18 protein-coding genes are annotated in these 19,451 nt (G+C 72.2%); 16 read left to right on the plus strand and 2 right to left on the minus strand.

The features are described from left to right. The first annotated feature begins 67 nt into the window (after positions 1–67). On the plus strand, positions 68–673 hold the full coding sequence (locus C4U44_RS38515; protein WP_103890780.1) for a GNAT family N-acetyltransferase: 606 nt from the start codon (positions 68–70) through the stop codon (positions 671–673). Between the two features lie 37 nt (positions 674–710). Here the strand turns inward: C4U44_RS38515 and C4U44_RS38520 are convergent, their stop codons facing one another. Beyond that, positions 711–1,934 carry a pyridoxal phosphate-dependent aminotransferase gene (locus tag C4U44_RS38520; protein WP_103890781.1) on the minus strand — a complete coding sequence of 408 codons (1,224 nt, stop codon included), beginning with the start codon at positions 1,932–1,934 and terminating at the stop codon, positions 711–713. 365 nt (positions 1,935–2,299) lie between these two features. Here C4U44_RS38520 and C4U44_RS38525 point away from each other — a divergent pair, with 365 nt between their 5' ends. The 13 genes from C4U44_RS38525 to C4U44_RS38585 all read left to right on the plus strand — a co-directional run bounded on the left by C4U44_RS38525 (position 2,300) and on the right by C4U44_RS38585 (position 16,808). After that, complete coding sequence (locus C4U44_RS38525; RefSeq protein ID WP_103890782.1) at positions 2,300–2,821, plus strand: DUF2617 family protein; 522 nt, start codon at positions 2,300–2,302, stop codon at positions 2,819–2,821. A 186-nt stretch (positions 2,822–3,007) separates the two neighbouring features. Beyond that, on the plus strand, positions 3,008–4,600 hold the full coding sequence (locus tag C4U44_RS38530; protein WP_103890783.1) for a polyamine aminopropyltransferase: 1,593 nt from the start codon (positions 3,008–3,010) through the stop codon (positions 4,598–4,600). 207 nt (positions 4,601–4,807) lie between these two features. After that, complete coding sequence (locus C4U44_RS38535; protein ID WP_103890784.1) at positions 4,808–5,131, plus strand: hypothetical protein; 324 nt, start codon at positions 4,808–4,810, stop codon at positions 5,129–5,131. Between the two features lie 112 nt (positions 5,132–5,243). Beyond that, positions 5,244–7,307 carry a hypothetical protein gene (locus C4U44_RS38540; protein WP_103890785.1) on the plus strand — a complete coding sequence of 688 codons (2,064 nt, stop codon included), beginning with the start codon at positions 5,244–5,246 and terminating at the stop codon, positions 7,305–7,307. A 686-nt stretch (positions 7,308–7,993) separates the two neighbouring features. Further along, positions 7,994–8,920 carry a CoxG family protein gene (locus tag C4U44_RS38545; RefSeq protein WP_103890786.1) on the plus strand — a complete coding sequence of 309 codons (927 nt, stop codon included), beginning with the start codon at positions 7,994–7,996 and terminating at the stop codon, positions 8,918–8,920. A gap of 84 nt (positions 8,921–9,004) precedes the next feature. Then, the gene (locus C4U44_RS38550) at positions 9,005–9,802 is read left to right on the plus strand and encodes an aldose epimerase family protein (protein WP_103890787.1); all 798 of its coding nucleotides are present in this window, start codon (positions 9,005–9,007) and stop codon (positions 9,800–9,802) included. A gap of 132 nt (positions 9,803–9,934) precedes the next feature. Next, positions 9,935–10,474, plus strand: coding sequence for an orotate phosphoribosyltransferase (gene pyrE, locus C4U44_RS38555; RefSeq protein WP_103890788.1), 540 nt, complete (start codon positions 9,935–9,937; stop codon positions 10,472–10,474). Positions 10,475–10,703: 229 nt separating this feature from the next. Beyond that, positions 10,704–11,726, plus strand: a complete 1,023-nt coding sequence (gene fbaA / locus C4U44_RS38560) for a class II fructose-bisphosphate aldolase (RefSeq protein ID WP_103890789.1) — start codon at positions 10,704–10,706, stop codon at positions 11,724–11,726. A 161-nt stretch (positions 11,727–11,887) separates the two neighbouring features. Continuing rightward, positions 11,888–12,301, plus strand: a complete 414-nt coding sequence (locus C4U44_RS38565) for a DUF3151 domain-containing protein (RefSeq protein ID WP_103890790.1) — start codon at positions 11,888–11,890, stop codon at positions 12,299–12,301. A 326-nt stretch (positions 12,302–12,627) separates the two neighbouring features. Next, on the plus strand, positions 12,628–13,521 hold the full coding sequence (locus C4U44_RS38570; protein ID WP_235032661.1) for a DUF3152 domain-containing protein: 894 nt from the start codon (positions 12,628–12,630) through the stop codon (positions 13,519–13,521). Positions 13,522–13,702: 181 nt separating this feature from the next. Continuing rightward, positions 13,703–14,539, plus strand: coding sequence for a tryptophan 2,3-dioxygenase family protein (locus tag C4U44_RS38575; RefSeq protein WP_103890792.1), 837 nt, complete (start codon positions 13,703–13,705; stop codon positions 14,537–14,539). Then, positions 14,532–15,836 (plus strand): kynureninase, encoded by a 1,305-nt coding sequence (gene kynU, locus C4U44_RS38580; protein WP_103890793.1) that lies wholly within the window; start codon positions 14,532–14,534, stop codon positions 15,834–15,836. The genes C4U44_RS38575 and kynU overlap by 8 nt, the downstream gene beginning before the upstream one ends. Before the next feature lie 3 nt (positions 15,837–15,839). After that, positions 15,840–16,808, plus strand: coding sequence for an alpha/beta hydrolase (locus C4U44_RS38585; RefSeq protein WP_103890794.1), 969 nt, complete (start codon positions 15,840–15,842; stop codon positions 16,806–16,808). Positions 16,809–16,925: 117 nt separating this feature from the next. Here C4U44_RS38585 and C4U44_RS38590 read toward each other — a convergent pair whose 3' ends face one another. Then, positions 16,926–17,600, minus strand: coding sequence for a Crp/Fnr family transcriptional regulator (locus tag C4U44_RS38590; RefSeq protein ID WP_103890795.1), 675 nt, complete (start codon positions 17,598–17,600; stop codon positions 16,926–16,928). 294 nt (positions 17,601–17,894) lie between these two features. Between C4U44_RS38590 and nth the strand changes: the two genes are divergently transcribed. Together nth and C4U44_RS38600 are read left to right on the plus strand one after the other, a co-directional pair. Beyond that, entirely contained in the window at positions 17,895–18,692 is a 798-nt protein-coding gene (gene nth, locus C4U44_RS38595) for an endonuclease III (RefSeq protein ID WP_103890796.1), read from the plus strand. Beyond that, complete coding sequence (locus C4U44_RS38600) at positions 18,689–19,372, plus strand: NUDIX hydrolase (RefSeq protein ID WP_103890797.1); 684 nt, start codon at positions 18,689–18,691, stop codon at positions 19,370–19,372. The genes nth and C4U44_RS38600 overlap by 4 nt, the downstream gene beginning before the upstream one ends. Positions 19,373–19,451: the final 79 nt, after the last annotated feature.

Raw genomic sequence — 19,451 nt, forward strand, 5'->3', positions numbered from 1 at the left:
ACGCCTCCCGGGCGCCCGCCCGTATATGCACGGCGCAACGACGCGGACGATCAGTAAGGTGTTGGCCATGGCCTCTCCGCGCGGTGCCGCTCTCGGCACGCCCACCATCCTGCACGCCCACGGACTGGTGCTGCGCCCGGTCACCGCCGCCGACGAGCCGGCGGTCGCACAGGCGATGACCGACCCGGGCGTGCTCCAGTGGGCCGCGGGCATGGCGGTGCTCGACGCGCCGCCGAAGGACCGCGCCACCGTGTGGCTGTCGGCCCGGATCGGAGCCTGGTCGACCGGCACCGCCGCGTTCGCCGTGACCGACCCGGCCGACGGGATCATGATCGGCTACCTCGGCCTGCGCGATGTCCATCGCATCCCGGACCAGGCGATCGCCGGCTACTGGGTGACGCCGTCCGCCCGCGGCCGCGGGATCACCGCCCGCGCCCTCGACGCTGCCGCGAGCTGGGCCTTCACCTCGGCCCACCGGGGTGGCCTCGGCGTGCACCGCATCGTCCTCGACCACGTGCTGGACAACCCCGGCTCCTGCCGCGCCGCGCTGCGGGCCGGCTTCGCGGAGGAGGGCGTGATGCGCGAGGCGTTCATCGCGCGCGACGGCGTCCGGCACGACTGCCACCTGCACGCCCGCCTCGCCACGGACCCGGCCGCGCGACCCTTCACCTGAGCCCGGCGCGGGATTCCGGGTCGCCGTGGGGCCCGGTTCAGGGCCGGGCGAACGCCTTCCGGAGGCGGTCGGCGGCCTCGGCGAGGACCTCCTGCTTCTTGCAGAAGGCGAAGCGGACCTGGGTGCGGCCGGCATCGGGGTGGTCGTAGAAAACGGAGTTGGGGACGGCGACGACACCCGCGCGTTCGGGGAGGGCGCGGCAGAAGGCGAGGGCGTCCTTCTCGCCGAAGGGGGCGACGTCGGTGGTGATGAAGTAGGTGCCCTGAGGGGCGTACACGGTGAAGCCGGCGTCGGCCAGGCCGGCGGCGAGCAGGTCGCGCTTGGTGCGCAGGTCCTCGCGGATGTCCTCGTAGTACGTGTCCGGGAGGGCGAGGGCCTCGGCGACGGCGTACTGGAACGGGCCCGAGGCGACGTAGGTGAGGAACTGCTTGGTGGTGCGGACCGCCGCGACCAGCTCGGGGGAGCCGGTCACCCAGCCGACCTTCCAGCCCGTGAAGGAGAAGGTCTTGCCGGCGGAGGAGATCGAGACGGTGCGCTCGCGCATGCCGGGCAGCGAGACGAGCGGGACGTGCTCGCCGTCGAAGGCGAGGTGCTCGTACACCTCGTCGGTGACCACCAGGAGGTCCCGCTCGACGGCCAGTTCGGCGATCGCGGTGAGTTCGTCGCGGGTGAGCACCGTCCCCGTCGGGTTGTGCGGGGAGTTGAGGAGCAGCAGCCGGGTGCGCGGGGTGAGGAGGGAGCGCAGCCGGTCCAGGTCCGGCCGGAAGTCGGGGGCGCGCAGCGTGAGCGGGACGCGGACCGCCCCGGCCATCGCCACGCACGCGGCGTACGAGTCGTAGAAGGGCTCGAAGGCGATGACCTCGTCGCCGGGTTCGAGCAGGGCGAGCATGGCGGCGGCGATCGCCTCGGTCGCGCCCGCGGTGACCAGCACCTCGGTGTCGGGGTCGAAGTCCAGCCCGTAGAAGCGCTTTTGGTGGTCGGTGACGGCGGTGCGCAGCTCGGGCACGCCCATGCCCGGCGGGTACTGATTGCCGTGCCCGTCGCGCAGCGCGCGGACGGCGGCCTCCCGTACGGACTCCGGGCCGTCGGTGTCCGGGAAGCCCTGGCCGAGGTTGATCGCGCCGGTGCGGAGGGCGAGCGCCGACATCTCGGCGAAGATCGTCGTGCCGAGGCCGTCCAGCCGGCGGTTCAGCAGGGCGCGGCGGGGGCGCTCCTCGCTCACGTCGCCGGCCGCACCCGCATCGCCAGCCGCACCCGCCATGGCGTTCCACCCGCTTCCCGCGTGCCCGCGATTCCGATCAGCCGATGGTACCGGGTGGTCATATCGGAACACCTGAACTCGTAAACGCTCCAAGGGATGGAAAGTACGCGCAGATGGGTAAAAACGCTGAGCGCGGGGTGCGATCCGTGATTCCGTTGGTCCCGGATCCCTTCGGGGCCTCACGATCATCCCGGTCATCCCGAAGCTCTGGGTCAGTCCTGATCCACCGCGATCCGCTCCCGAACGACCTCTGATCCACTCGGCCCACGCCGGCGCAAGCCACCGCACCTTCGCCTCGCGGCGGGGGCGGGACGGCCCGACCCGCGCCGCGTGTGCGATCCCAGCGTGCCCAGCGGAGCCGACCCATGCTCACCAGCCTTGAGACCGCGTACACGGACACCCGGGCAGGCGACCTCGCCTGGTGCCTGGACAAGGAAGCGCTGCCCGCGCTCGCCACCCTCGGCGTGCGCGTCGGCGACGCCGGCGGACTCCACGCCGACATCGAGTTACGCCTGCTCGGCGCCTCCCACCAGGTGCTCGTCGACGCCGGCCGGAGCGGCTGCTCCGAGACGGTGGCCTGCATGCCCGGCAGCCAGGCGCCGCTGCCCTTCGGGGTGTCCCGCCGCATCGGCACCTGGGACTACGAGTTCGCCGCCCGCATCGAGCAGTTGTCGGCGGACTCCTTCACCGGCCGGGCCCAGGAGTTGCTCGCCCTGGTGGCCGACCACCCGCGCGGACTCGCGGGGACGTTCCCGGGCGACCCGAACGCGTTCACCGCGATGCTGGTGCAGTGCGCGGAGGGAAGCGTGCGGTGGCGGACCTGGCACGCGTATCCGCAGGAAGGGCGACTCGTCGCCACCCGGACCAGGGTGCGGGTGGTGGGGTGAGCGGGGGGCGGGCGCCCGGTGGCGGGCCCCGCCGTTCGCGGGGCGCGCGCCGTCCGGGCCCGGGGCCGTGGCGTACTCCCGCGTGCTTCCGGGCGCCGTCGACCGCCGCCGTCCGCCGGCCGGGCCGCACCGATTACACCCTTGTGGGTGACCGGTTGCGGACCAAGCCTGACATAGCGTGCATTCATGCTTGACCAGCGCGGCCGCCCGCACGTCCCCCGCCAGTTCTCGTTAGCACTGCCCGTCCCCGCTCGGGCGGCCCGCGTGCTGGTCCTCACCGCCGTCTTCGTCTGCGCCGCCTGCGGCCTGGTCTACGAACTCGAACTCGTCGCCCTCGCCTCGTACTTGGTGGGCGACTCGGTCACGCAGGCGTCGGTCGTGCTGTCCGTGATGGTCTTCGCGATGGGGTGCGGCTCCCTGCTGGCGAAGCGGTTGCGCAACCGCCCCGCCGCCGCCTTCGTCGCCGTCGAGTCCGCGCTCGCGCTGGTCGGCGGGCTGTCGGTGATGGCGCTCTACGCGGTCTTCGCCTGGTACGGCCAGGCCCGGTTCGCGATGGTCGGCTGCGCCTTCGCGATCGGCGTGCTCATCGGCGCGGAGGTACCGCTGCTGATGACGCTCGTGCAGCGCATCCGCCGGCAGGACGCGGGCGGCGCCGTGGCCGACCTGTTCGCCGCGGACTACGTGGGCGCGCTCGTCGGCGGCCTCGCCTTCTCCTTCCTCCTGCTGCCGTTCCTGGGGCAGTTGACCGGTGCGCTCGCCACCGGCGGGGTCAACGCGGTCGCGGGCGGCGCCACCGTGCTGTGGCTGTTCCGCGGCGACATGTCCCCGCGCGCCCGCGGCTGGCTGCTCACCGCGAACGTCGGCGTGCTCGCGCTGCTCGCCTGCGCCGCCCTCGGCGCGGGCCCGTTCGAACGCGCCGCCCGCCACGCCGTCTACGGCGGCCGGGTACGGGTCGCCGAGCAGAGCGGGGCCGAGGAGATCGTGCTCACCGGAGGGACCGGCGCGAGCGGCGCCACCTCGCTGCGCCTCTACGTCGGCGGGGACCTCACGGTGTGCGGCGCCGACGCGGCCCTCTACCACCAGGCCCTGGTGGAACCGGCGTTGAGCGGACCGCATGCCCGGGTGCTCCTCCTCGGCGGCGGTGACGGCCTCGCCCTGCGCGAGGTCCTGCGCCGGCCGGGCGTCGACACAGTGACCGTCGTGCCGGGAGACGCCGAACTCGCCCGGCTGGGCCGCACCGACCCCGGGCTCACCGCGCTCAACGCGCACGCCTTCGACGACCGGCGGGTGCGGGTGGTGGCGGGAGACGCGTTCGATTGGTTGAGGGAGGCGGCGGGCCGCAGCCCCGCCGGCCGGAGGTACGACGTGATCCTCGCCGATCTGCCCGAACCCGCCGCCTCCGACAGCGCCAAGCTCTACTCCCAGGAGTTCTACGGACTCGCCGCGCGGGCGCTGGCGGACGGCGGGCGGCTCGCCGTCCACGCCGGTTCGTCCACCCACAGCCTGTGGACAACCGACGCCACGCTCGGCACCGTTCCGCTGCGCGCCACCCCGTATGCGATGACCGCCGTCCGCGCGTGTGGCGCCGCCGCCGACTGGAACCTCCTGCTGGCCGCGCCCGGTTCGGCCCGGCCCCGGCTCGCTCTTCCGCCCGACTCGCCCCCCGGGCAGGTCGTCACCGCGGCGATGCTGCGTACCGCCGGCCGCAGGGCCCTCCACTCCCGTCCTGCGCATGCGCTGCTCCCTTCCACGCTGCTGCGCCCGCGGATCACCGAGTAGCGGGGGTCGGTGAGTGGCGAGGGTCGGTGAGGAGTGGGGGCGGCGACGCGCGGGGGCGCCCAGGTGGTGAGACGAGGGATCGGGTGTCCGAGTTGTGCCAGAATTCCCCTGTCCTCCCGGGCAGTTGAAGAGTGCCGGGACGGGTGCGCGCCGATCCGGGCGGGCCCGTACCCGGACGGGCATGGACGCGTACGGGGGAGTTGGCGAGTGTCGGCGGACAACGGCGGCCACGGGCCCATGGTGGACAACCCGTGGCGGCAGCAACTGGTGACCTTGAGGGGCGACCTCCTCAAGGAGATGCACGAACTGCGCGCCCTGCTCAAGGGTCCCTGCGCCGACGTGGGCCAGGGCGAGACGTGGGTCGGCCCGGCCGCCGACGCCTGGCACGCCGAGGCCGAGGGTCGCCGTACCGACATACTCGCCCAACTCGGCAGGCTGGTCCCGCTGGTGGACGCGGAGATCCGCACCTGCCCGGAGCAGGTCACCCTCGGCGAGGCGAAGAGCCTCCGGATCGATCTGCTCCAGTCCTGACCCGTATCCCTGCGGAGGCGGCTCCTCGACGGAGACCTGCGTCCGCAATCCCGTACACGCGCGGTGCCCGCCGGCCGGCCGTACCGCGTCCGGAACCACCGTGGGACGACACGTGGGACACCCCCGACACACCGCGACCTTCTCCGGAATCGACCCGGACAAGTTGCCCGGAACCATCAACTCCCTGGAGAGCGACCGGAAGCGGCTGTACGACAGCGCCGCCCGCTTCCGCACCCGCTTCACCCGCTACTCCCTCGACACCGGGCCGCTGGACCGGCTGCTCGCCATCTCCCACTGGGCCGGTGACCAGGTGCCCCTGCTCCGCCGGCGCCAGCACCTCGCGGCGGCCATCGGCGAACACGGCTCGGGCCGCACCCTGATCTCCGTGCCCGACAGCGCGGTCACCCCGGGCGCTGCCGCCCGGGCCGCCGCGCAGGGCCGCGCGCTTGCCACCCGCTTCGCCCGGCAGATGGCCGATCACGACGGCGCCGTCCCCGAGGACCTCTTCGCCGCGCTCGCCGCGGGCGGCAACGACGGGGACCTCCTGCACGGCTTCTTCGCCGCGCTCGGCCCCCGCCGGCTCTCCCAGCTCTCCAACTCCATGTCCGGCAACCCCTACGACCGCCGCTACGCCGACCACCCCGACCAACTCGCCTACGACCGCGACGTCCTGGCCCGCAGCTTCGGCGGCTTCACCCGGGTTGCCGCGGACACCCGCCCGCTCCCGGCCCAACGCTCCTTCTGGGCCTCCTGGTTCGACGGCTTCGACGACCCCGGACAAGGGTTCCGCCCCGACCTGCTCCTTCCGCTGGTCGACAGCGGCACCTACGACACGGACTTCCTCGTCGCCCTCGCCGACCGCGTCTTCACCACCGACCCGGCCCGCAGCGTCACCCCGCGCATGTCAGGTTCCCCCACGGCCGACCCCTGGCAGGCCGACCACTACGTCCAGCTCTTCGACGCCCTCGCCAAGTGCCCCTTGGCCGCGGGCCGGTTCGTCTCCCTACGGCCCGACATCACGTCCAACGCCCTCTACCCGGGCGGCGGCAACACCACCCCCGACCGCGTCGGCGCCTTCGCTCGCGCTCTCAAGGCCGCCACGATCACCCTCCGCGCGACCGACCCCGCCCTCTCCGACCGCAACACCGCGTGGCTCCTCACCACCAACCTCGCCCACACCCGCGACCCCGCTCTCCAGAGCACCCACCCGTACCCCGCGATCTCCCTCCTCTTCTCCGAGGTGATGGCCCAGCACTGGGACGACCTCCAGTACGCCCTCACCTCCCCCGCCCAGGACGCCTTCTGGCCCGCCCCCACCTGGAACCCCACGGCCTTCACCCGCTCCCAGAACCCCACCCGCGACGGTCTCGAACTCCACCCCTCCGTCTGGAAGGCGTTCATGGAGGAGGCGATCCGCGAGCCGCACGCGGCGGCGAGTATGAGTGCGTTGTTCGAGACCTACGGCAACAAGCTCGCTGCGCTCACGTCGTCTATCGGCCGAAGCTCTGACGCGTCGGTTGACTTCATCAGTTTCAAGATGGGGCTGAGCGACAACTTCTACAGTGACGCATTCACCCAGACTGAACTGCACTTGGGGAATGAGGCCCAAGCGTGGGCTGATGACATGACCAAGGTTCGAAAGGATCTCGTGCTCACCGCGGTGGGAGTGGCGGCTGGTGGAGAGGAGGGAGCAGCGGAGATCGCGAAGGAGCAAGGGCAAGGTTACGCACATAGCCTGCTGGAAGCATGGGTCGGAGAGCAGGTTCAAGTTCCGCCAGAGAAGGCCCCGTCGGACTTGATCGAGGGAATCAAAGGCCTTAAGAACACTCGCCTGAAGTCCACTTGGAAGTCTGCCTTCGCTATCAGGGCTGGCGCGCTGATTGCCACGCATTTTTCGACGATCAAAAAGGTTACCTTCGTGGCGCCTGGTGGTGCAGATAATCCTCCCTTCTATTCCGGAAATCCCTATGCGCCACATGTGCCCGCTGACGGACCACGCTACATCGCTGGACCGGAGGACGACTTTGTTGCGGCGATCAAGAGCAACCATGGTCAGGTGGACGTGGCCAAGATGACGCCAAGGCAGCAAGGCGCGTATGCCGCCTGGTTGGAGGACCCGGCCGTGGCGGCCAAGCTTGGAGATGACGGGGTCTACTTCCAAATCATGGGCCAGTGAAGAAGTCTATCCCTGGTTTGAGATGACTTGCCAAGCAAGGACGGCCGAGGCGGGCTTATACGTCTGGAAGCTGAACGAAATAAGATCGCCCCCGGTGAATGCGTACCGCAATGTGCCGCCATCGCAGCTCACCGTAGGACTGCCGCTGTGTGGAATTTTAGTGACGCGGGAGAGTCCCAACGATCCATTTCCGGCACAGGCCGCCTCCACCACGTACGACGTGCCATCGGGAAGACCGACTGTTGTCCGAGGGAGGACGGTCGGACCGTTCACCGGCCCCGTCCAATGCAGCCGCACCTCGGACGAGCGCGTCAGCGCACCCTCCGCCTGCTGACGAAGCTCCGCCTCGCTGCGGGGCGCCGTGGTGGCGGGGGGCGCGGGGTGCCGGGAGGACGTGTCGCACCCGGCGGTCAACGGGGCGAACGCGGAGGCGATGAGGACGAGGCTCACGGCGGCGGTGCCGTGCTGGGGCCGAGGCATGTTCCGCTCCGCACTTCCCGGGAAATTCGGGCAGAAACGACGATAGTGCAGCCTGCTCTCTCAAGATCGCGAAGCGCGCTCGCGGGGGACCGTCGGCGTGGGAAAGCAGCCGGGCGGCGTAGAGCGAGGCGGGGGAGGGGCGGGCGGGCGAGGGAAAACGGCACGGGGAGCCGTCATCCCCGGTCCGCGTGGGTAGGCTCCGCCGCATGGAGCACGAGTCTTTCGTCCCGATCCCGTCCGCCCGGGTGGCGGAAACGTTCCGTACGCCGGGCGCCGTGGCGTCCGCGCTGCCCGGGTGGCAGCCGGATCCGGACGCGGCGGCGGGCGACCACGTGGTGCGGGGAAGGCTGCGACTGCGGATCGCGGGCTCGACCATCACGTACCGGGGCTTCGTCACCGTGGAGGGTGACTCCTCGCCGTTCACGGTGGAGGCCCGGGGCACGGAGGTGCGCGGCGACGGCGTGGTCGAGGTGACCGCGCGGATCACGCTGGCGGACACCGACCTGCCCCAGCCGGGCACGACGCTGGAGTACCAGGGCACGGCGACGGCGACCGGACGCCTCACGTCGTACGACCCCGCGGTGGCGGATGCCGCTGTCCGGCGTCTGCTGGACCGTTTCTCCGCGGGCATCGCCGAGCAGGCGTCCGCCGCCGAACCGTCCGCGACGGACACCTCCGAGGAGCCCCGCCCGGCGGACGAGCCTGGCGTGGATCACCCGGAGCACCCGGACCACGAGAAGCCCAAGGTCCAGGGCCCCGCCTCCGAGGAACCGGACTCCCAGGAACCCGACTCCGAGGCGGAGGACTCCGAGGAACCCGACGTCGTGGACGACCTCGGCGACCCCGCCCCCGACCTCGAGGAGTTCGAACTCGTCGAGGTCGAGGTGGAGGTCCCCGAGAGCGCCGCCGCGCTGGACGACCTCGTCCCGCCCGCCGAAGCCGCGCACGCCCGGCGAACGATGATCGGGCGCAGCGCCGAGGAGGTCGACCATGCGCCGCCGCGCGGCCGGTACGCACCGGTGCCCGCCCCGGACGCCAGTTCCGCGGCGACCCTGCGCTGGGCGGCCCCGGCGGCGGCCGCACTGCTGGCGTCGGCGGTGGTGGTGGGCAGGGTGCTGCGCCGCCGCAAGTGAGGCCGTGGTGACCGTCGGTGGCGGTCGGCGGCACGGGGCGAGCATGCGCGAGCCTGCGGCACCACGGCCGCTACGCTCACTTCCGTGGAGACTGAAACGAAACTGACGGCGGGCGACGCCGAACTGACCTTGCAGCCCGAGCACGGTTGCCGGATCGCCTCGCTGAAGGTCGGCGGGACCGAACTCCTCCGGCAGGGCGAGAAATTCGGCGCCTTTCTGATGGTGCCGTGGTGCGGGCGCACCGAGAACGGTGTGTTCCGCAACGGCGGGGTGACCCATCGGCTCCCCGTCGACGCGCCGCCGCACGCGATCCACGGCACCGGACGGCACTCGGCCTGGCACGAGGCCGCCCCGGCGACCGAGACCACCGCGGCCTTCTACTACGACCTCGCCGACCCGTGGCCCTACCCCGGCCGGGTCACCCACACCGTCGAACTCGCCCCGCACTCCGTGAAGCTGTCGCTGAGCGTGGAGGCACGCGGCGACTCCTTCCCGGCGCAGGCCGGCTGGCACCCCTGGTGGCTGCGCAATCTCGGCCAGGGCGGCCAGGACGTCGAGCTGGCGTTCAGCGCCGAGTGGCAGGAGGAGCGCGGCGACAACCACCTGCCCAACGGCAACCGCATCGACCCCAAGCCCGGACCGTGGGACGACTGCTTCGGCATGCCGGACGGAGTGGACGTCACGCTGAACTGGCCGGGCGAGATGACGGTGCGGGTCACCAGTGCGGCCGAGTGGGTCGTGGTCTACACCGAGCAGCCCGAGGCGGTCTGCGTGGAGCCGCAGTCGGGCCCGCCCAACGGCTTGAACACGCAGCCCCGCCTGGTCACCCCGATCGACCCGCTGGAGATCAGCACGACGTGGAGCTGGGACAAGGTCGGCTGAGGGAACCAGGGACAAGTCCGGTCGAGCTGCCGGCCCGGCGACGGGACCGGCGGTTCGCCCCGGCACCGGGACCTTCTTCCGCCCTTCTGTCCGGAACATACCCGTGCCCGACGCTCGGCTAATCTCATCCGTATGAGCGACGTACGCACCGCCCTCCTGCGGCACATCAAGGACAAGGCCGTTGTGCACGGCAAAGTGACCCTCTCCTCGGGCCTCGAAGCCGACTTCTACATCGACCTGCGCCGGATTACGCTGGACGGCGAAGCCGCGCCGCTGGCCGGCCAGGTGATGCTCGACCTGACCGCCGACCTGGAGTTCGACGCGGTGGGCGGCTTGACCCTGGGAGCCGACCCGGTGGCGACGTCGATGCTGCACGCGGCCGCAGCGCGTGGCCGCCGGCTGGACGCCTTCGTGGTCCGCAAGGCCACCAAGACCCACGGCCTCCAGCGCCGGATCGAGGGCACCGACGTCAAGGGGCGCCGCGTGCTGGTGGTGGAGGACACCTCCACTACCGGCGGTTCGCCGCTGACCGCGGTCGAGGCGGTGCGCGAGGCGGGCGGCGAGGTCGTCGCGGTCGCGGTGATCGTCGACCGGGGCGCCGCCGCGAAGGTGGCCGAGATGGGCCTGCCGTACCTGGCGGCCTACTCGCTCGTGGACCTCGACCTGTCCTGAGAGACCGGCTCTGACCTGCAACGTCGCGGCTCCCGGGATGTTTCACGTGAAACATTACGGGAGCCGTTGCACATCCCGCCCCCGCGCGTCGTCCGCCTGCCGGGCCTGCGGCACGAGCTCCGTTCGGGCGGAGGTGGTGTCTCCGATCGAGTCTGGGAAGATAAGGGCGACGATGACGTCGCCACGCACGCCAGCAGTACCACCCGCACAGTCATGAGGAGCGGAAACGATGCCCATCGCAACCCCCGAGGTCTACGGCGAGATGCTCGACCGGGCGAAGGCCGGCAGTTTCGCCTACCCGGCCATCAACGTCACGTCGTCGCAGACCCTGCACGCCGCCCTGCGCGGCCTCGCCGAGGCGGAGAGCGACGGCATCATCCAGATCTCCACGGGTGGCGCGGAGTTCCTCGGCGGCCAGTACAAGAAGGACATGGTGACCGGTGCGGTCGCCCTCGCCGAGTTCGCGCACATCGTCGCCGAGAAGTACCCGGTCACGGTCGCGCTGCACACCGACCACTGCCCGAAGGACAAGCTCGACGGGTACGTCCGCCCGCTGCTGAAGATCTCCCAGGAGCGCGTGGCGGCCGGCCGCAACCCGCTCTTCCAGTCCCACATGTGGGACGGCTCCGCCGAGACCCTCGACGACAACCTCGCCATCGCCAAGGAACTGCTGGCCGAGGCCGCCAAGGCGAAGATCATCCTGGAGATGGAGATCACCCCGACCGGCGGTGAGGAGGACGGCGTCTCCCACGAGATCAACGACTCGCTGTACACCACCGTCGACGACGCCTTCCGCACCGTGGAGGCCGTCGGGCTCGGCGAGCACGGCCGCTACCTGCTGGCCGCCTCCTTCGGCAACGTGCACGGCGTGTACAAGCCGGGCAACGTGGTGCTGCGCCCGAGCATCCTGCGGGAACTGCAGGACGCCGTGGCCCAGAAGTACGGCAAGGCCAACGCGTTCGACTTCGTCTTCCACGGCGGCTCCGGCTCCACGACCGACGAGATCAACGAGGCGCTGGAGAACGGCGTGGTCAAGATGAACATCGACACCGACCTCCAGTACGCGTTCACCCGCCCCGTCGCCGGCCACATGTTGAGCAACTACGACGGTGTGCTGAAGGTCGACGGCGAGGTCGGCAGCAAGAAGGCGTACGACCCGCGGGTGTGGGGCAAGGCCGCCGAGGCCGGGATGGCCGAGCGCGTCGTCGTCGCCGCGAAGGACCTGCGCTCGGCGGGCAACCGCCGCAAGTAGCGCTCCGGCTGACAGCGCTCCGGCAGACACGGTCCGCGTGCGGGCGGCCGTGTCGCATCTACGGGCGCGCGGACGTCATCAGGCGTCACCAGGCGTACGGAATCGGGCCTCCGGCAACTGCCGGGGGCCTTCCGCCTGTCCGCTCGGGCAGACTGGAACCCATGGCCAATCACGAGAACCTGCTCGGGGGTCCCGCCCCCACCCACCTGCCCGACGACCCGGAGCCGCGCGAACTGCTCGCCTCCGGTGCCGCGCCCGCCGAGGTGGCGGCGAAGTACCCCACCTCCTCGCTCGCCTGGGCGCAGCTCGCCGACGAGGCGTTCGAGGGCGGCCGCGTGGTGGAGTCGTACGCCTACGCCCGTACTGGCTACCACCGCGGTCTGGACGCCCTGCGCAAGGCCGGGTGGCGTGGCCACGGCCCGGTGCCGTTCGAGCACGAGCCGAACCGCGGCTTCCTGCGGGCACTGCACGCGCTCGCCCGGGCCGCCCAGGCGATCGGCGAGCAGGACGAGTACGAGCGCTGCAGCGCCTTCCTGCGGGACAGCTCGCCGACCGCCGCCGACACACTGGGCTGACCCCGTTTCGTCGGTGCCGGGCGGCGCCGTTCCGGGCCTTCGGTGCCCGGGGCGCCGCCCGGATCCGCCCTCTTCTCCCCCAACTGCCCCCGGCGTCCCGCTGGCCCCGCTGACCTGCCCAAATGTCGCGGTTCGGCAACAGTCGGCCGTCTGTTGGCATATTCACGTATCCCTGTGCGATCGTGTGCATGCCGTCCTCCTCGCAGGGCGGCATCAGCACGTACGGCACCAATTGCGTGCGTACGCATCACGCCGACACGCAGTTCGGAAGCGCCACGGGGGGTCCGGGGCCGCGGTTCCGGCTGCCGACGCCTTCAGGGGGAGCCTTGGCAGCAAAGGGCCGCCATGGCCGCCACAAGCACAGCCGTCGGGCGGCCAAGCGCCGCGCTGCGTTCGCCGGTCCGCTCGTCGTGCTCTGCGTCGTCGTCCTCGGCTGCGGCGGGGGCTACGCGGCCTGGCACAAGTCCCGCGGTGACGGCTCCGCCGCGGCGATCGACGCGCCGCTGTCGCAGACGGCGACGGCCGGAGGCAGCCCGTCGGCGCACGCCGACAGCCGCATAGGCACCGGCACGCCCACGCCGTCCTCGCCCTCCCCCTCGGCCACGCCTACCAGCACCGCCCCGAGCCACTCCCCGTCGCCGAAGCCGTCGAGCGTGCCGAAGTCCGGCACCGGCGTCTTCACCACCGCACACGCCTCCGGCGAGGCGTCCGGGCACGGCGACATCCGCCGCTACAAGGTCGAGGTCGAAGGCGGCATACAGCTCTCCGCGGGCGACGCCGCCCGCGAGATAGCCGGCATACTCGCCGACCCGCGCGGCTGGGAGAACGACGGCCGTGACGGCTTTCAGCTCGTCTCGTCCGGATCGGCCGACTTCGTGATCAAGATCGCCACGCCCGACACCGTCGACAACATCTGCGGCGCGGCCGGCCTGCTCACGCGCGGCGAGGTCAACTGCGACGTCGGCGCGACCGTCGTGGTCAACCTCAAGCGCTGGATCCTCGGCTCGCCCGAGTTCGACGGCCCGATCCACGACTACCGCGCCCTGATCATCAACCACGAGGTCGGCCACCGCATCGGCCACGGCCATGAGGGCTGCCCCGGCACCGGCAAGCTCGCCCCCGTCATGATGCAGCAGATCAAGGGCCTGCACGGCTGCAAGGCCAACGCCTGGCCGTACGACAGCAACGGCCACTACATCCAGGGACCGCCGGTCGCCTGACCGGTCCGCCATCTCGGGCCCGGCCCGGGACCGCGCCATCCTCCCGCTCCCTTCGCGCCGCGCCCCGCTCGTGGCCGCGCCACGCCTCCGCCTGCCGCCGTCGGCCCTTGCCGGATCCGCCCGCACCGCAGATGATCTCGGCACAGGCCCGGTGACCCCGGGACACGACGGAGGTAGAACCATGTCCGATGCACCGACCGACGAGGCGGCGACCCCGAACCTCTCGTTCGAAGGCAGCACGCCCTACGAGGACTACGTCCAGGCGTCCGTCCTCACCCACCTTCAGCACCCGCTCTCCAACGAGCCGGGGGAGATGGCCTTCCTGGTCACCACCCAGGTGATGGAGCTGTGGTTCACCCTCCTGGTGCACGAATGGAGTACCGCGGCGGCGGCACTTCGCCAGGACGACCTGCCGACCGCGACGGCCGCGCTGCGCCGCAGCCTGCCGGAGCTGGAGTCGCTCAACGCGTCCTGGAAACCGATCGCCCACCTCACCCCCGCCCAGTTCAACGGCTACCGCTCCGCCCTCGGCGAGGGCTCGGGCTTCCAGTCCGCGATGTACCGGCGGCTGGAGTTCCTGCTCGGGGAGAAGTCCGCGTCGATGATCGTCCCGCACCGCGGCACCCCCAGCGCGCACGCCGAACTGGAGAAGGCCCTCACCGAGCCGAGCCTGTACGACGAGGTGCTGCGGCTGCTGGCCCGCCGCGGCCACGCCATTCCGGCGGCCGTCCTGGACCGCGACCCGGCGCTGCGCTACGAACCGCACCCGGATGTCGAGGCCGCCTGGCTGGCCGTCTACGCCGACGAGGACCAGGACTCGGACCTGATCCGGCTCGGCGAACTGCTCACCGACGTCGCCGAACTGGTGTGGCGCTGGCGCAACGACCACCTCGTGGCGACCCGGCGGGCCATGGGGGCCAAGGCCGGCACCGGCGGCTCCGCGGGGGTGGCCTGGCTGGAGAAACGCGCCGCGAAGAACGTCTTCCCCGAGCTGTGGACGGCGCGCAGCCATGTCTGACGTGCCCCCCGTGCTCGCCCTCGACGCCCTCGCCGACCGGGCGGCCGAACTGGACTCCGCCGATCCGCTCGCCCACGTCAGGGACCGCTTCGCCACGGACCACACCGTCTATCTCGACGGCAACTCCCTGGGCGCCCTGCCCACCGCGGTACTGCCCCGCCTCACCGATGTGGTCCAGCGCGAGTGGGGTGAACTGCGCATCCGCTCCTGGGAGGAGAGCGGCTGGTGGACGGCGCCGGAGCGGATCGGCGACCGGATCGCGCCGCTGGTCGGCGCCGCACCCGGCCAGGTCGTGGTCGGCGACTCCACCAGCGTCAACGTCTTCAAGGCGCTGGTCGCCGCCGTCCGCATGGCGCCCGAGGACCGCGACGAGATCCTCGTCGACGCCGCCACCTTCCCCACCGACGGCTACATCGCGGCGTCCGCGGCCCGGCTCACCGGCCGCACCGTCCGTGCCGTCCCCGCCGACGCGATCGCCGAGGCGGCCGGCGACCGCACCGCCGTCGCCCTCGTCAACCACGTCGACTACCGCACCGGGCGGCTGTACGACCTGCCCGCGGTCACCGCCGCCCTGCACGCCGCCGGCGCGCTGGCCGTGTGGGACCTGTGCCACAGCGCCGGGGCCCTGCCGGTCACCCTGGACGCCGCGGGCGTCGACCTCGCGGTCGGCTGCACCTACAAGTACCTCAACGGGGGCCCGGGCGCGCCGGCCTACCTCTACGTGCGGGCCGAGCACCAGCCGCGCTTCGACTCCCCGCTGCCCGGCTGGAACTCGCACGCCGACCCCTTCGCCATGGCCGATGAGTACGTCGCCGCGGAGGGCGCGCCGCGCGGACGCGTGGGCACCCCCGAGATCCTGTCCCTGCTCGCCCTGGACGCTGCACTCGACGTCTGGGACGGGGTGGCCATCGCGGACGTGCGCGCCAAGAGTCTCGGCCTGACCGACTTCTTCCTTGAGTGCGTGGCCGCGGCGGCACCCGCACAACGCCTGCGGCCCGTGACGCCCGTCCCGCACGCGGAGCGCGGCAGCCAGGTGTCGCTCAGCTGCGCTGACGCCGGCGGCATGATGCGCGAACTGACCGCACGCGGCGTCGTGGGCGACTACCGGCGGCCCGATGTGCTGCGCTTCGGCTTCACCCCGCTCTACACCCGCTACACGGACGCCTGGCGCGCCGCCCGGGTGCTGGCGGACATCCTCGAAGAACGCCCCCACACCCGTCCGGACGCCCACCCGGACACCCCCGCCGGCATACGCGCTGACGCGCCCGCCGGCGGCGAACGCGAAGGGACCCCGTAACCGATGACCGCTGTCGTGCCCCGCCCGCCTTCGCCCCAGCCCGCTGACCGGGCGGCGGCCGAGGAGGCCTCGGCGTTCGGCCACGACCCCGTGCCGCCCGACGTCATGGCGGCCTACGGCGACCACCCCGACCAGGTGGTCGACTTCTACCGGCCGGCCCGCGGCGAGGGCGCACGCCCGGCACCCCTCGTCGCGCTGCTGCACGGCGGCGCCTGGCGGGCGGCGTACGACCGCACCTACGTGTCCCCGCTGGCCGCCCACCTGGCGGCGAGCGGCCTCGCGGTGGCCTCGGTCGAGTACCGCCGCGGTGGCGAGGGCGGCGAAGCAGGTGGCGCGGAGCCGGCGCTGCGGCAGCCGACCGGGGCGGCCGAGCTCACGCCTGCCGGCGAGCCCGCGCTTCCGCCCGCGGGCCGCTGGCCCGACACCTTCGACGACATCGCGTCGGCGATCGACGCCCTGCCGGCCCTCGCCCGCGAGGCCCTCGGCGAGGAGACGGTCGACCCGCGGCGCATGGTGCTCACCGGCCACAGTGCGGGCGGGCACCTCGCGCTGTGGGCCGCTGCCCGCCACCTGCTGCCCCTCGACTCTCCCTGGCACCGCCCCACACCTCCCGCCCTCCGCGGCGTCGTGGCCCTCGCCCCGATCGCCGACTTCACCTCGGCGATCCGGCTGCGGGTCTGCTCCGGCGCGGTGCTCGACCTGCTCGGCGGTCCCGATCACGCCACCGACCGCCTGCCCCACGCCGATCCGGCCGCGCTGCTGCCCACCGGTATCGCCACCACCATCGTGCACGGCACCTCTGACAACGTCGTCCCGCCGCAGGTCAGCGCCGCTTTCGCCCGTGCGGCTCAGGCGGCGGGTGAGGGGCCCGTGGTCGCGTGGCTGCCGTCGACCGGCCACTTCCCGCTGATCGACCCGGCGAGCCCGGCCTGCGCGGCCGTCCTCGACGAGATCGGCCAGCTCGCCTTCTGACCCTTGCGGCTCGCGCACGGCGACGGTGCACGATGGCCGACGGCGATAAAAAGAAGACCCGCGCCGGCCCCTGAGGGCGGCCCGGGTCTTCCCGTGGTGCGAACGACCCCTGTGGGGTTACCTGCTGCGCTTCGCGAGCCGCTCGACGTCGAGGAGGATGACCGCGCGGGCCTCCAGGCGCAGCCAGCCGCGCCCGGCGAAGTCGGCCAGGGCCTTGTTGACGGTCTCGCGGGAGGCGCCGACGAGCTGCGCCAGCTCCTCCTGGGTGAGGTCGTGGACGACGTGGATGCCTTCCTCCGACTGCACCCCGAAGCGGCGGGACAGGTCCAGCAGCGCCTTGGCGACGCGGCCGGGAACGTCGGAGAAGACCAGGTCGGACATGACGTCGTTGGTGCGGCGCAGGCGCCGCGCGACCGCGCGCAGCAGCGCGGTGGAGACCTCGGGTCGTACGTTGAGCCAGGGCTGGAGGTCGCCGTGGCCGAGGCCGAGCAGCTTGACCTCGGTGAGAGCGGTGCCGGTGGCGGTGCGCGGGCCGGGGTCGAAGAGCGACAGCTCGCCGATCAGCTCGCCGGGGCCCACCACGGCCAGCATGTTCTCCCGGCCGTCGGGCGAGGTGCGGTGCAGCTTCACCTTGCCCTCGGTCACGACGTATAGCCGGTCCCCGGGGTCACCCTCGTGGAACAGCGCGTCGCCACGCGCCAGCGTGACCTCGGTCATGGAGGCGCGCAGTTCAGCGGCCTGCTCGTCGTCGAGCGCCGCGAAAAGCGGGGCACGGCGCAGAACGTCGTCCACGAGCTCTCTCCTTGTCGACAGTCGACCTCGCCGGGGTGTCCGCCGGGCTGCCCCCCATGATGCATGACACGGGAAACAGTGCGATCAATCACAAGTTTGTCTTATGTGTGCGCGCCGCCGTGCCGCGGGGGTCCGATTGGCGGTCGGATTTGCGTGATTCGGGGCGGCCCTGCGACCAAATGGGTGGCCGCCACGGGGGGTTCCGCTGTAAGCGAACACGGTACCGGAGCCGGCCCGGGAGAGCGCCGGTGTGATCGGCCGCACCTTGTCGGACCTTCGGCGTAGCCTTCCCTCATGGCAGAGAGCAAGGTCCGCAAGGCCCCCAAAGCGGAGTCCCAGGTCGCGAAGGTCCGCAGGGCGCGCCGGATCAACCGCGAACTCGCCGAGGTCTACCCCTACGCGCACACCGAGCTGGACTTCGAGAACCCCTTCCAGCTCCTGATCGCCACCGTGCTGTCCGCGCAGACCACCGACCTGCGGGTGAACCAGACGACGCCCGCCCTGTTCGCGAAGTACCCCACCCCCGAGGCCATGGCGGCGGCCGATCCGGCGGAGATGGAGGAGATCCTCCGCCCGACCGGTTTCTTCCGTGCCAAGACCCGCTCCGCGCTCGGCCTGTCCGCCGCCCTGCGGGACGACTTCGGCGGCGTGGTGCCCGGCCGCCTGGAGGACCTGGTGAAGCTGCCCGGGGTGGGCCGCAAGACTGCCAACGTGGTGCTGGGCAATGCGTTCGGGGTGCCCGGCATCACCGTCGACACCCACTTCGGCCGGCTCTCGCGCCGCTTCGGCTGGACCACCTCGCAGGACCCGGAGGAGGTCGAGCGGGATGTGGCCGCGCTCTTCCCCAAGTCGGACTGGACGATGCTGTCGCACCGCGTCGTCTTCCACGGCCGCCGGATGTGCCACGCCCGCAAGCCCGCCTGCGGTGTCTGCCCGATCGCCGCGCTCTGCCCGTCGTACGGCGAGGGCGAGATGGACCCGGAGAAGGCGAAGAAGCTGCTGAAGTACGAGAAGGGCGGCTACCCCGGACAGCGGCTGAAGCCCCCGCCGGACTACCCCGGGCAGCCCGCGCCCCCGCTGGGCGCCTCATGACACAGGCCCGGGGGGCGGGCGCATCGGGCGTGGAGGTCAGCGCCAGGGGCGTGCCGCAGTGGCTGGCGCCGGTGGTCGAGGCAGTCGGCACCGTACGGCCCGAGCAGCTCAGCCGCTTCCTGCCGCCTGACGCCGGGGGACGGCAGTCGGCGGTCCTCGTGCTGTTCGGCGAGGGCGAGTTCGGGCCGGATCTGCTGCTCATCGAGCGCTCGGCCGCGCTGCGCTCGCACGCCGGGCAGCCGTCCTTCCCCGGCGGCGCCCTCGATCCCGAGGACGGCGACCCGGAGGGCGAGGGGCCGTTGCGGGCGGCGCTGCGGGAGGCCGAGGAGGAGACCGGCCTCGACCCGGCGGGCGTGCAGCTGTTCGGCGTCCTGCCGCGGCTCTACATCCCGGTGAGCAGCTTCGTGGTCACCCCGGTGGTGGGCTGGTGGCGTGAGCCGAGCCCGGTCCGCGTGGTGGATCCCGCCGAGACCGCCCGGGTCTTCCGCGTGCCGGTGACGGATCTCACGGACCCGGCCAACCGTGCGACGCTCGTGCACCCCAGCGGTTTCCGCGGCCCCGCCTTCCTCGTCCACGACGCCCTGGTGTGGGGCTTCACCGCGGGCCTGATCGACAAGTTGCTGCACTACGCGGGCTGGGAGCGGCCCTGGGACCGCGAACGCACCGTGCCGCTCGGCTAGTCGCCGGCCCCGCCCGCGGCGGGTCCGCCCGGATGTGCCGATCGATCCGGCAGGGGCGTACGCCCCCGCACGCTCAGGC

It is taken from the genome of Actinacidiphila yanglinensis (assembly GCF_900107965.1).
GTDB lineage: Bacteria > Actinomycetota > Actinomycetes > Streptomycetales > Streptomycetaceae > Actinacidiphila > Actinacidiphila yanglinensis.